This window comes from Herbaspirillum sp. AP02 (genome assembly GCF_015767275.1).
Classification (GTDB): Bacteria; Pseudomonadota; Gammaproteobacteria; order Burkholderiales; family Burkholderiaceae_D; genus Herbaspirillum.
The window spans coordinates 147848-160276 of sequence record NZ_JADWMY010000009.1 but is presented as its reverse complement, the minus strand read 5'-3'; the positions used below and the strand labels follow the sequence as shown (position 1 = coordinate 160276).

Genomic DNA, 12429 nt, shown 5'->3' with positions numbered 1-12429 from the left:
TCTCAGATGGATAAGTGGCGAATACAGACCTTTATGGCTTGCGCTGGAGGCAGGAGGTCACTGTTTCCCAGGACGCATGCCAGTCAGCGACATCCAGGCTGCTCCAACGGATCAGCGACAGGATGCTCTGCTGAAGCTGCGGCAGTGGATCAGTCAGCACGGGTTCATGATGCGCAATGCGATTGCGAAACCGTCGCAAGATCTCCAGCTCGGCATGAATGACCTGACGAGCCTGTGCGGGTCCCGAAGGAAAGCCCGATTTGGGTAAATTGGGGAAGCATCGGTGCATTTGTCCGCGCCATAGACGTTCCTGATAACGGGCGGTGAACATGTGGCACCAGAACGCAAACTTGAGTTCGGCGATGACTTTGCCGGTGGCACCAACCCGCATCTTGTCACGAGCGCGCAGCAGCTCGGCTTGAGGTTGGAAATGAGAACCGAGAGGATTTGGCAAGCTGCGTTCGAAGTTCCGATTCCAGGGCCAGTCGCCACCATAGGTGGCCGCCAATGCACTGTCCACGGCATTTCTCACACTGACTTCGCAGACATGCAGCGAAGCGAAGAACGCGGCCGACATCAAGGCGTGCCAGCTGTATCTGTCCAGAACGTGAGCGTCGGGGGAAAATCCTGGAACTGTTTGAAAAGTCACCAGCCGTGCTGCCGACAGCGCGCTGGTGATGTTGTCGATCTGCGATAGCGTCAGGCCTTTGTTCATATTCCACTTACCTATCCTTTGGCGCGTGTGCTACCATTTTTCGGTGAGCTTGTGGACACGCGGGCGTCAGCCTCCCCCACAGGACAGATGATATGGAACACGGCCCACCTCGGTGGGCCGTTTTTCATTTCCAGCGCCAGCAATCAAATTCATTTCGCACCGGACTCCGGGTCAGATCACAAAAAACCCGTGCGTCCCATCCCGCCCCAACTGCTCCACCAGCCCGAACTCCCAATCGAGATAGGCCTGCATGGCACTGGCCGGATTGCCGGTGCCCTCGTAGGGACGGCGATAGCGGTCGATGCGGGGCGACAGCAGATGCTGCTCGCCACTCTCCAGAGGCAGGCCGGCCTGGGCCCATGCAGCATTGCCGCCCTCCAGCAGATACACCGGCTGCGACACCAGCGCCTGCAGATCGGCAACGGCAAACTGCGCCAGCAAGGCGCTGCCGCAGGTGAGCACGAAGCGTGTCGCTGACGGGAAGCGACGCGCCACGGCAGCAATCTCAGAACGCAACACGAACCATGCACCCGGAATATGCCCTGCCACGTAACGGGCGCTCAGAGCGACATCGATGACCACGGTGCCATGGACGGTACTATCGGCCTCCAACCAGCTCTTCAACTGCTGCGCACCGATACGCTGCTGCGGCGTATCAGCCAACACCGGCAGCGCGCGTGGCGCCTCGCCGCTGACAACGAAGTCAGCCGGCGTCGCGCCCTCCACCACATACACGTCCCACCCCATCTGGGCCAGCCAGGAAGCGCTCATGTCGGCACGTACGCCGTCATCGTCGGCCAGCACGATGCGCGCTCCACGAACCGGCGCGTTCATCTCGGTCTCCTGCACCAGCTGGCCACCGGGTGCCGAGAGGAAACCCGGCAGATGCCCCTCCCGGTACTGCTCGGGCGTGCGGACATCGAATCGGTAGACGGTACGCCCCGGCAACTCCAGTGTATCCAGCGCAGCGAACGCGATGCGCTTCACCCCGGCCCGGTCCGCTACGCTGCGGGCCTGGCGACGTGACTGTTGCTGCTGGCTGGTCTCCACCTGTTGCGGGAAACGACGCGCCTGCCCGTGCTCCAGCTGCTGCCCGGCCAGGGTCCAGCCGATGGTGCCGTTACGCAGCGCATGCACGCGATTGGGAATGCCCGCATTGACCAGCGACTGGGTCCCGATGATGCTGCGCGTGCGACCGGCGCAATTGACGATGACACGCGTCTTCGGGTCCGGGGCGATGGCCGGCAGGCGCAGCACCAGTTCGGCGCCGGGTACGCTGATGGAGCCGGGGATGTTCATGTTCTGGTACTCATCGAAGCGGCGGGCATCGACCACCACCACGTCCTCCCCACTGTCGAGCAGGGCCTTGACTTCCTCGGCCGACAGGGATGGCGTATGGCGCTGCGATTCCACCAGTTCGCCGAAGGCCTTGCTGGGCACGTTCACGTCCTGGAACAGCTCGCCCCCGGCCTCGCGCCATCCGCGCACGCCACCGGCCAGCACGCCCACGCAGGTGTAGCCCAGCGTGCGCAAGCGCAGCGCAGCACGCACGGCCAGGCCTTCGCCATCATCCAGCGTGACGATGCGCACATCGCGACGCGGCAAGCGGCTGTAGGCATTGAGCTCCAGATGGGAGTAAGGAAAATTGGCGGCAAACAACGGATGCGATTGCGCATGCGGTGCTTCTTCGCGCACGTCGAGCAAGGCAATCTCCTCGCGTGCCAGTAGCGCGGCACGCACCTCGGCATAGCTGATGACAGGGATGGAAGCAGCGGCGTGGTCTTGAGTCATGAGGATGCTTGTTCGATGGAGAGGTCCCAGATATTGGGCAAGGTGGAATTGGAATAGCCGGAGATGAACGGCACGCGCCGTCCATCGGGGTGATACACGGAACGCCGGACCGCACCGATGTTGGCGCCATAGACATGGATACTGATCGACGCCTGGTCGTCGAAGGCATTGCTGACCTGGTGCACGTCGTGCAATGCGTGATGATGGGGTGCCACCGCCTCGACCTGTCCCGCCTGCAGCAGCGCGCGTTCGCCCACCGGCTGCAACTGCTCACGCTGCCAGCCAAAGGACTGCGCATGTTCGGCCCCGCGCAGCACGCCGATCAGCCCCCATACGGTGTGGTCATGTATCGGCGTGCGCTGTCCGGGGCCCCAGACGAAGCTGACGACCGAGAAGCGTTGCGCCGAATCGGCATGCAAGAGGAATTGCTGGTAACGCTCGGGATGCGGCTGGGCGTAGGCATCGGGCAACCAGTCATCGTGCGCGACCAACTGCCGCAGCAAGGCGCCGCCTTCCTCCAGAAGGAGGGCTTGTCCAGGCTTGCCATCGAGCAGGCCGGCAAACCCGGTGATGAACTCGCGCAAACGCCACAGCTGCTTGCCGGATGGATGGGGTGTTGTCATGTGTCCCTCTCTGCTTTGTCTCAGTGCTCGGTCTGCGCCGGCTCAGAATCGCACTATAAATCATTTATTTCGCCATTGTCTGGCCGGCGCAGAGCACTTCAGGCGATGACGTTTTCTGCACCATGACCGTCTCTGGGGGCGTCGGCCGCCTCGGTCTGGCGATGACGCAGCTCGGCACGGATCTGCTGCGGGTTCTTCAACAGGTTGAGGATGGGGCAAGTCGCTTCCACTGCCTCGAACAACGCTTGCACATCGGCCGCCGGAGCGGGTGATTCCAGATGGACCACGTAGCCGATGTCGTGTGGCCAGATCGGAATGTCTTCATGGCCAGGACGCCCACCACGCGGATCGATACGGCCACTGACCTCGACCTCCAACGCATCGACCGGCACCTGCCGATGCGCCGCCTGGATCAGGAAGATGTGGGTCACGCAGGAACCCAGCACGCCCAATTGCAATTCCGGGGAGCTCGGTCCCAGGTTGTAGCCGGCAAAATCGGGCGGACTGTCGCTGATGACCTGGTGATCGCGGATGCGGATACGGCGCACACCGCTGCGGCCTTCGGCCGTGACGCGCGCGGCCAGTTGGGTGGGGCCGGCATTGCCGGCGTCGATCAAGGCCTCTCGGGCCAACACTGCGCTACGTTTTTCGCTCAGGTAATGGTTCAGGGATGTCATGGAGTCCTCGCGCGGCTGGGGTGGATGATGCGGAATCGGGGAGCAAGTGTCCCGCCATGGCCTGGCAGCGACAAGGAAGCAATCCGCATATCGATAAGCACTTCCTGTCGCATATCCATCATCGAACTTGTTCGTTTGCGATGACGAAAGGCTATTGCATATTGGCGCTCTGCACATGCTGGGGGGCTCTGCCTGCGCCAGTCATGCGCCATCCTTTCCACCTGCGGAGCCCACCATCATGACCCAAGACCTGCTTCTGTCCGAACAAGAACAACAACCCAGCCGCGTGCGCCGCTCCCTGCTGCGTGCCGGCGGCGCTGCTGCCCTGGCCGGCCTCGGCGGCACGCTGGCCGCCCGCCAGGCCTGGTCGGCGGGGCCGCCACAGAAGGTCACCTTCGCCTGGAGCCAGGTCGCCTTCTGCCTCTCGCCGGTGGTGGTGGCACAGGAAAAGGGCTTTTTCGAACAGAACAATCTGCAGGTCGAACTGCTCAACTGGGGTGGATCCACCGACCAGTTGCTGGAAGCCTTGGCCACCGGCAAGGCCGATGTCGGTGTCGGCCTGATCCACCGCTGGCTCAAGCCGCTCGAATCCGGTTTCGACGTCAAGGTGATCGGCTCGGCCCACGGCGGCTGCCTGCGCATGCTGGGGGTGAAGGAAGCCGGTGTGTCGGACTGGAAGCAACTCAAGGGCAAGACCATCGGGGTGTCCGACATCAACAGCCCGGCCAAGAACTTCTTTGCCATCCACCTGGCCAAGCGCGGCGTGAACGTGGAGAAGGATGTGGAATGGCGCGTCTACCCTGCCGATCTGCTGGACGTGGCGGTCAAGAAAGGCGAGATCCAGGCCATCGCCGATGGCGACCCCAATCTCTATCTGATCGAAAAGCGCAACCGCGGCGTCTTTGCGGAGATCGGCAACAATGCCACGGGCGAATACAAGGACAAGATCTGCTGCATCACCGGCGCCCGCGGCGAATTCGTGCGCAACAACCGTCCCGCCGCTGCGGCCGTGGTGCGTTCCATCATCCAGGCCTCCGAATACGTGGCCGAAAATCCCAATGAGGCCGCCAAGCTGTACGCCAAATATTCACCCAAGATTCCGGTGGAGGACCTGCGCGCCCTGCTGACCGACCTGACCTATCACAACCATCCGACCGGCTCGGTGCTGCGCTCCGAAGTGGAATATTTCGCACGCGACTTCCACACCGCCGGCGTGCTCAAGAAGAGCACCGACCCGGCGCGCTTCGCCAGTCACGTGACGGTGGATGTGCTGGCCTGAACGTCTTCCATCCATTCCAACCGGAGCATGACATGACCACCACCACCGACAGCCTGCCGCACCAGGCCGGATCTGCCTCCCAATCCGCATCGCCACCATCGTCACCCGTACGGCAATCGGCTACACCACGGGCCGCCCTGTGGCGCAGCGGCCTGCTGGCTGCCGTGACCTGGCTGGCACTGGGCGCACTGGTATTGCAATGGCCGAACAAGGAAGTGGGATTTTCCGACTGGGCCTACACCGATGAATTCGGCTACGTGGCCCTGGTGATCGCCGGCGTGCTGGCGCTGCTGACGGCGGGCGGCAGCTTTACCGCGCGTCTGGTGCATCTGCTGCGTCCCGCCGGCCAATGGCTGGTGGCCCTGCCGTTGCTGCTGCTGGTGTGGGAGATCCTCACGGCCAAGCTGGGCCTGCTGCCGACGCCCTTCTTCGCACCTCCCCAGGCACTCATCGAAGTCTATGGTGAGGATTGGCCCCGTCTGGGGCTCTCCACCGCCCATTCGCTGCGACTGCTGGCCCATGGATTCGCCAGCGGTGCACTGGTCGGTTTTCTGGTCGGGGTGTGGATAGGATGGTCGCGCATCGCCGGCTACTGGGTGCATCCGGTGCTGCGTTTCCTGGGACCGGTGCCGGCCTCGGCGCTGCTTCCGCTGGCCTTCTTCTTCGCACCGTCCAGCTATGCTGCGGCGGTGTTCCTGATCGCGCTGGCCAGCTTCTTCCCGATTGCAGTGCTGACCTGGTCGGGCGTGGCCGCCGTCAACAAGAGCTATTACGACGTGGCCCGCACGCTGGGTGCGTCGGAAAGCTTCCTGGTGCTGCGGGTGGCCATACCGGCAGCACTGCCGCAGGTCTTCGTCGGACTGTTCATGGGCCTGGGCGCGTCCTTCTCGGTGCTGGTGACCGCCGAGATGATGGGCGTGAAAGCCGGTCTGGGATGGTACCTGCAATGGGCGCAAGGCTGGGCCGCCTACAGCAACATGTATGCGGCACTGTTCGTGATGGCTGTGTTGTGCTCGGGCCTGATCACACTCCTGTTCAAGGTACGTGACCACGCCCTGTCATGGCAGAAAGGAACCGTCAAATGGTAAGCACCCCATCCACCGTGGCCACCGCCGGCACCACCGCCGCCGAGATCGAGGCCGGTGCTGCCGGCGCCCACATTGACATCACCCAGGTCAGTCACTGGTTCGAGCGCAAGGGCGGGCAAGGCCTGCTGCAGGTGCTGGACGATATCTCGCTGACCGTCGCGCCAGGAGAATTCGTGGCCCTGCTCGGTCCCAGCGGCTGCGGCAAGTCCACCCTGCTGCGCCTGGTGGCCGGGCTGGAACCAGCCACCACCGGCCACATCCTGCAGGACGGACAGCCGATCACCCGACCCGATCCCTCGCGCATCGTGGTGTTCCAGGACCCGACGCTCTACCCCTGGCGCACGGTGTGGGACAACGTCGCCCTGGGCCTGCAGGCACGCGGGCTGTTGAAACAGCAGCGTCATCGCGTGGACGATGCGTTGGCGCTGGTGGGGCTGGATGAATTCGCCGACGCCTTCCCGCATCAGCTCTCCGGCGGCATGGCCCAGCGCGTGGCCCTGGCGCGGGCGCTGGTCAATGATCCACAACTGCTGGTACTGGACGAACCGTTGGGCAAGCTAGATTCGCTCACCCGCCTGGCCATGCAGAGCGAACTGGTGGCGCTATGGCAACGTCGCCGCTTCTCGGCGCTGCTGGTCACGCATGACGTGGAAGAGGCGCTGTTCCTGGCCCAGCGCGTGATCATTTTCGGCCAGCGGCCGGCCGCCATCCATGCCGAGATCAAGGTCGATCTGCCCTATCCGCGCCATCGCGGAGATCCGCTGCTGGCACAGTTGCGACACGAGGCCTTGCGCCACCTGGGGCTGGATGACAGCTGGTAGGACACCGCGATGAGTCGCCTGCAGTTCGACTGGGACGCCTGCCTGAACCTCATGCTGCAAGCCATGCAGGTGCTGCAGCAAGGCTTGCTGCAGGTGCTCGCCTGGCTGCATCTGGTCCCGCAACTCGATGGCCAGCCCGCCTGGCCGTTTGCACTGCGTCTGTCGGGCGAGGTGATGCTGATCGACCGCAGCGTGGCGCGTGCCGTGCTGCTGGCCCTGGCCTGGCTGGGTGGCGCGCTGCTATTGCTTTGCCTGGCGCTGTTCTGGCGCCGTCGCCGCTGGCTGCTGTTGGCGCTGGCCATCGTCCTGACCTGGTTTGCGCCCTGGCCCGATACCAGCCTGGTCACCACCGCAGCCACCCCGACCAGCTTCCAGAGCGCTCCCCAGGCCTTTACGGCCACCAGCATCGTGCGCGGCGAACAGCTCTATCGCGGTCAATGCCAGGCCTGCCACGGTGCGGACGGGCGCGGCAATACCCCGCTCGCCTTGTCGCTGCCGGTGGCGCCGCCCAATCTGTCCAGCGGTCTGCTGTGGCGGCGTTTCGACGGCGATCTCTACTGGAGCCTGCGCCATGGCAAGGGGCAGATGCCGGGCTTTGCCGACCGCACCAGCGTGGAAGAACGCTGGGCACTGATCGATTACATGAAAGCCAATGCTGCCGGTGTCGCCCTACGCGACACCGGCAGTTGGCCGCGCCCGGTCGCCTTGCCCGACCTGGCAGTGGACTGCCGGCGCTCAACGGCGACCCACCTGCGCCAATGGCAAGGGCAACGCATCCGCCTGGTGGTGGGGACCGTGGGAGCGACCGATCTCCCGGGCGAGGACCCGCGCCTGCAATCGGTACTGCTGGGCGCGGCCACCGGCGGGGCTGCCGGAGCAGTCGGTGCCATCGATTGCAGCAGCATCGATACCAGCGCCCTGCGCGCCATTGCCATCCTCACCGGAATGGCCGAAGAACGCCTGCCCGGCACCGAATTGATCGCCGACCGGGATGGCTGGCTGCGTGCCCGCAGCAGTAGCGGAGCCTGGTCGCAAAGCGACATGCTGTGCCGCTCGCCCCTGGCTGGCGCAGCGACGGTGGCTGGCGCGGAGCCAGTCGATGCCGGTGGCATCGACCAGTTGATCGCCGCCATGGACGCCGAGCCGGTCCGCTTCATCAAGGGCGGCTTCGTGCATTGAGCGCCGCTTCAGCGGCTGCGGCGTCGTGATGAGGGAATGTGAACCGGCCCCAGGGCTCAGGAAAAACCCGATGGCGGCCATGTTGCCATCGGGGCATGATGAGCTTGTCCAACGACCATCGCGAGAGCCCCTCATGCACAAGACCGCCCTGATCGCCACTTCCCAACCCGAAGTCAGCCGCGCGCTGACCGAATGGCTGGCCATCAACGACATCGACATCCAGATCGCCGGCAGCGGCAATGACGCCATCGAGCACATTGCCCTGGACCGGCCCGACCTGGTGCTGGCCCAGCTGGCCATGGAAGGCATGAGTGGCCTGCGCCTGGCGCACTACCTCAAGGCACAGGACACGCTGGCCGATGTGCCGGTGATCCTGCTGTGTCGCGATGAGCGGGAGATGGACCTGGTGAAGGGGCAGTGGCCGGCCTTTCTGTGCGCAGGGCCGCTGAATCCAGCCCTCATTTCCGAACTCAAGCGCGAACTGGTCAACTAGCCACAGCGTTCCCGGCGCGGCGGCGACGACGCCACTGCGCCACGCTCCATCCACCACCAACCACGATGGCCAGCAACAGCGCCGCGCCGAGCGCACGATGCTGGCTCACCCATTGCCGTGTACTGCGCCAGGCCTGTTGATAGGGGAAGCGCGCCGCCGCGGCAAAGTTCGGCTCCACGCAGTGTTGCCCGAAGTCCGCCGAGAACGGCACGGCCGCACCCTGCCGCACGTAGCGCAGGTAAAGCTGCTCGGCACGCGGCGGGTCGTCATACACGAAATTCACACCCTGGCACAGCACCGCCGCGAAGGCTTGCGAGCGCGCCGGCAGTTCGTCGGCCGCCTTCATGGCATAACCAGCGGCGACGTCGCGGTAGTGGAAGCGCTTGTAGGGCTGGGCTTCGCTGGCGGCATAGCGCCGGCGCTCGCCCTCGGTCACCAGTGGCCCGGGCAGATCGGCCTGGGCACGCGCCTGGGGCGTCGGCGGAAGCGGTTTGTTCTCGTCGCCATACGGGGCTGCAGCACGTCCGGCACCCCATGGATAGCTGCCGCCATAGACGGCGAAGTCCGGTCCCTGTTCATATCCCATGATCTCCATGCCCTGGCGCCGCGCAATCACGGCCGCCTCGTACCAGCCCTGGGCGCGACTGTTGGCGCGCCAGGCATGCTGCCCCCGCTCAAGCGCCTGGCCATAGTCGCGTGCCTTGGCGCGTACCCGCCAGGTCACCGGCAGTTCCTTGCCATTGTCGTCGTAGCTGCTGTCGACGAAACGCTCGTCGCGTTCATCGGGGAAGTAGGCCAGTGATGCTTCCACCCTGCCCTCGCGCACCAGACGGCGCGCCAACAGTTGGCGCAGACGGTCTTCCACCGTGACCGCCGACAGGCCCACCGCCACCCAGCGCAGGGACTGCCGGCCGGGTTCCTGCTGCGCCGCTGCCTTGGCGACGGCTTCCGGTGAGGGCATGGGCGAAGCCGGGGCGTGGGCATCCACGTAGGTCTTCAATTCGTCGGTGGTCAGCACGCGTTCTGCGACGTAGGCCAGGTCGTTGTAGTAGCCGCCGTAGCCGTCGAAACCATTACCGCCGGCCTGGGCACTCTGGCGGGCGGCGCGGTGGAATTGCGCCAGCGCTTCCACGTACTGCCCGCGCGAGAGCGTCAGCACGCCCTGCTCGCCGACCAGCAGATTGGCATTGCCTGGTTCCACGCTGGCATCGTTGCGCGGGAATCCCTGCGCGGCACGGGCATAGGCTTGCGCTGCGCCGTCATGGTCGCCCTGGCGCAGCGCCAGCTTGGCGCGCACCCACCAGGACAGCGCCGACTCCTGCCGGCCGGCCAGCGAGGCTGCCAGGTCATACCGACCGGTGCGATAGGCCAGTGCGGCCACGCGATCGGCCCCGGCGATCTTTTCCAGACCACGCCGGCGCAGGGCATCAACCAGGTTCACCAGCACCGGATTGGGCTGGATGCGGCTGCCGCGGGCGGCATCGGCATAACCGGAGGAGCCGCTACCGGCTGCGCCCGGGTCGTAGTCGCCACCGGCCACCTGCGGGCCTTCGCTGACATCGCCCACGCGCGCCAGCGCATAGGCCACCAGCAGCTTCTGGGCGACCGCATCATCGATGAGGGCCATGGTGATGGCCGGGCGCGCCAGGCTCCACGCGGCCAGCGCCTGCAGCGAGGAGAGCGCGCTGTAGGAGCCGCGTGCGGCCTGCTCCGCGTACAGCCGGATGGCCTGCTTCAGGTCGGCCGGCGGGATGCTCTCGCCACAGTCGCGGCCCTCGTTGAAATCGGACCAGTTGCAGGCGCCCGTCGCGCCCACCAGCAACAGCCTTGCCTCTTCGCCATAGCTGGCCACCGCCAGCCCCAGCGGATCGGGCGCGCCCGCTACCGCCAAGGTACGGGCCTGGTCGAAACTGGCGATGGCCTGCGCCCGCTGGCCTTGCATGGCGTGCAGGCGACCCAGCATGTAGGCCGCCCACACGGCACGCTCGCTGGCCTGCGCCGGCGGCAGGGCCAGCACGGCCTGGAAGCGCTGACGTGCCGGCGCCAGTGCGTTGCGACGGAAGTCCTGGGCGCCGGCAGTGTAGAGCCGGATCGCAGGCGGCAGCGCAGCACCGGCGGCATAGGCAGCCTCACCGTCGGAAGCGGCACGCATGGCCTGCAGCGCGGCCCATTGCGCGGCATCCAGCTGGCCCTTCTCCAGCATGCGCAGCGAACGCGGATCCTCAGGACCGCCACTGGCCTGCTCATAGCCACTGCCCTCGTCGGCCTGCAGCCGGTCGGTCACAGTCACCAGATGAGCGGTCTCCCAGGTGAAGGAATTGGCGGGTGTATTGCGCAGAGTGCCGGTGCGGTCGTCCAGCAGTTGCAGCGGGAAGTCCGGGCCACAGGCCACTACCGTGGCCGCGCCCAGGACCAGCAGGCCGCTCAGCGCGCAGGCGATGCTCACGGCCGGTTTCATTCGTTTCATCAGGATCCCATTTCCAGTGTGATGTCCGGGGTGGCCGTGTCGTCGCAGCGCAACCAGCCGATGGTGCGGCTGGCACCGGCACGCAGCAGGCCAGCCTGGCTCAGGCGCAGGTAACGTCCCTGTGCATCGTTTTCCAGCGTGTAGCCATTGATGCCGTCGGCGGTGCAAGTGTTCCCGACCGGTCCGGCCGGTGAGGAATGTCCCTGTCGCACCCGTATGCGCAGCGGCAAGGGCGCGTCGGCATTGCCGGCATTGTCCAGGCGGATGTCGCGTGCGGGCTGGCCCGGCTGACCGGCCACCAGCTGCACGACCAGGCCCTCCTTGAGCGGCTGGCGCTGCAGGACGGCGATCCAGGTCGACAGACTCCAGGCGCGACGATCGTCCCCGGTCGGCAGGCGGAACCAGACGATGCCGGCCAGGCCTGCCGGTGGCGCTGTTTCCAGCTGTGTCACGAAGCGCGCCATGGTGCGTGGCTCGGCCAGCAGCTCCTGCGCCAGGCCACCCGCCAGCAGCGCCGTCTCGCTCTCGACAGCAGCGATCCTGCCCTGCCCGTTCCAGACCACCCGTGATCCGTAGGCCGGCAAGGCCACGTGCCAGGGGCGACGGGTGCGCTGGGCATATTGCTGCATCCAGTCCTGGGCGCGCTCGCCATCGAACAGGCCCAGGCGCGGGTCCAGCACCGCGTGCACCTGCAGGGTGGATGCGTCGGCCACGGCCAGCAGATCGGCCAGGCGCGGGCTGGCCAGCCAGGTCGGCAAAGCGGTCACGGTCAGGTCCAGCGGGGCGATGCGCGTCTTGAAACTGCGCAGGAAGGCGGTGTATTCGGGCAGGCGTGCCGTGGCGCAGTCGTAGTCGATTTCCAGCGCGGCCGGCTGCAATCCACGCTGGCGCCAGGCCGCGATCAATTCCAGCAGGTGGGCCTGGATGGCGGCGCCATCGAAACGTGCCAGTTGGCCATTGATGCGCACGGTCATCAGCAGCGGCCGGCCAGTAGCGGCCAGCACGGCAGCATCGGGCTGGATGTCGATCCAGCCGCCGGAGGCGCCCAGCTCGGCGGCCAGCACATGCCAGCGCGCCACATGTGGATTGGAGAGCGACAGGGCATTGCGCAGCGAGGGTGTCCACTGGCGCTGCCAGACATAGACATCCTGCGCCAACCCGGCCTCGGACGCCGGACGGCGTGAACAGGACACCAGCAGCATGGCCAGCACGAGCCAGGTGAACAGGCAGGTGAGCAGGCGCCAGCCGGCGCAGCGGAGCATAGGAGGCATGGTCGACGGATCGGGGACGGCCAGA

Annotated in this window: 11 protein-coding genes; 5 read left to right on the top strand and 6 right to left on the bottom strand. The window is 65.9% G+C overall.

Going from position 1 to position 12429, the window contains the following annotated elements:
• Window positions 1-31 precede the first annotated feature (31 nt).
• The 4 genes from I5R65_RS18150 to I5R65_RS18135 all read right to left on the bottom strand — a co-directional run bounded on the left by I5R65_RS18150 (window position 32) and on the right by I5R65_RS18135 (window position 3806).
• Entirely contained in the window at window positions 32-715 is a 684-nt protein-coding gene (locus I5R65_RS18150; RefSeq protein ID WP_180666562.1) for a hypothetical protein, read from the bottom strand.
• Between the two features lie 171 nt (window positions 716-886).
• Entirely contained in the window at window positions 887-2506 is a 1620-nt protein-coding gene (locus tag I5R65_RS18145) for a rhodanese homology domain-containing protein (protein WP_180666560.1), read from the bottom strand.
• Window positions 2503-3129 carry a cysteine dioxygenase gene (locus I5R65_RS18140; RefSeq protein WP_180666558.1) on the bottom strand — a complete coding sequence of 209 codons (627 nt, stop codon included), beginning with the start codon at window positions 3127-3129 and terminating at the stop codon, window positions 2503-2505. The genes I5R65_RS18145 and I5R65_RS18140 overlap by 4 nt, the downstream gene beginning before the upstream one ends.
• A 98-nt stretch (window positions 3130-3227) precedes the next feature.
• On the bottom strand, window positions 3228-3806 hold the full coding sequence (locus I5R65_RS18135) for an OsmC family protein (protein ID WP_180666556.1): 579 nt from the start codon (window positions 3804-3806) through the stop codon (window positions 3228-3230).
• Between the two features lie 238 nt (window positions 3807-4044).
• Here I5R65_RS18135 and I5R65_RS18130 point away from each other — a divergent pair, with 238 nt between their 5' ends.
• The 5 genes from I5R65_RS18130 to I5R65_RS18110 all read left to right on the top strand — a co-directional run bounded on the left by I5R65_RS18130 (window position 4045) and on the right by I5R65_RS18110 (window position 8666).
• A complete protein-coding gene (locus tag I5R65_RS18130; RefSeq protein WP_180666554.1) occupies window positions 4045-5085 on the top strand; it encodes an ABC transporter substrate-binding protein in 1041 nt (346 codons plus the stop codon).
• 32 nt (window positions 5086-5117) lie between these two features.
• On the top strand, window positions 5118-6173 hold the full coding sequence (locus I5R65_RS18125) for an ABC transporter permease (protein ID WP_180666552.1): 1056 nt from the start codon (window positions 5118-5120) through the stop codon (window positions 6171-6173).
• Window positions 6167-6994, top strand: coding sequence for an ABC transporter ATP-binding protein (locus tag I5R65_RS18120; RefSeq protein WP_219341758.1), 828 nt, complete (start codon window positions 6167-6169; stop codon window positions 6992-6994). The genes I5R65_RS18125 and I5R65_RS18120 overlap by 7 nt, the downstream gene beginning before the upstream one ends.
• Window positions 6995-7003: 9 nt before the next feature.
• Entirely contained in the window at window positions 7004-8173 is a 1170-nt protein-coding gene (locus tag I5R65_RS18115) for a cytochrome c (RefSeq protein ID WP_180666550.1), read from the top strand.
• 133 nt (window positions 8174-8306) lie between these two features.
• The gene (locus I5R65_RS18110) at window positions 8307-8666 is read left to right on the top strand and encodes a PleD family two-component system response regulator (RefSeq protein ID WP_102662216.1); all 360 of its coding nucleotides are present in this window, start codon (window positions 8307-8309) and stop codon (window positions 8664-8666) included.
• Here I5R65_RS18110 and I5R65_RS18105 read toward each other — a convergent pair.
• Complete coding sequence (locus I5R65_RS18105) at window positions 8659-11133, bottom strand: hypothetical protein (protein WP_180666548.1); 2475 nt, start codon at window positions 11131-11133, stop codon at window positions 8659-8661. The genes I5R65_RS18110 and I5R65_RS18105 overlap by 8 nt on opposite strands.
• A complete protein-coding gene (locus I5R65_RS18100; RefSeq protein WP_231395227.1) occupies window positions 11133-12404 on the bottom strand; it encodes a DUF3142 domain-containing protein in 1272 nt (423 codons plus the stop codon). Before I5R65_RS18100 ends, I5R65_RS18105 begins: the two co-directional genes overlap by 1 nt.
• Between the last annotated feature and the right edge of the window lie 25 nt (window positions 12405-12429).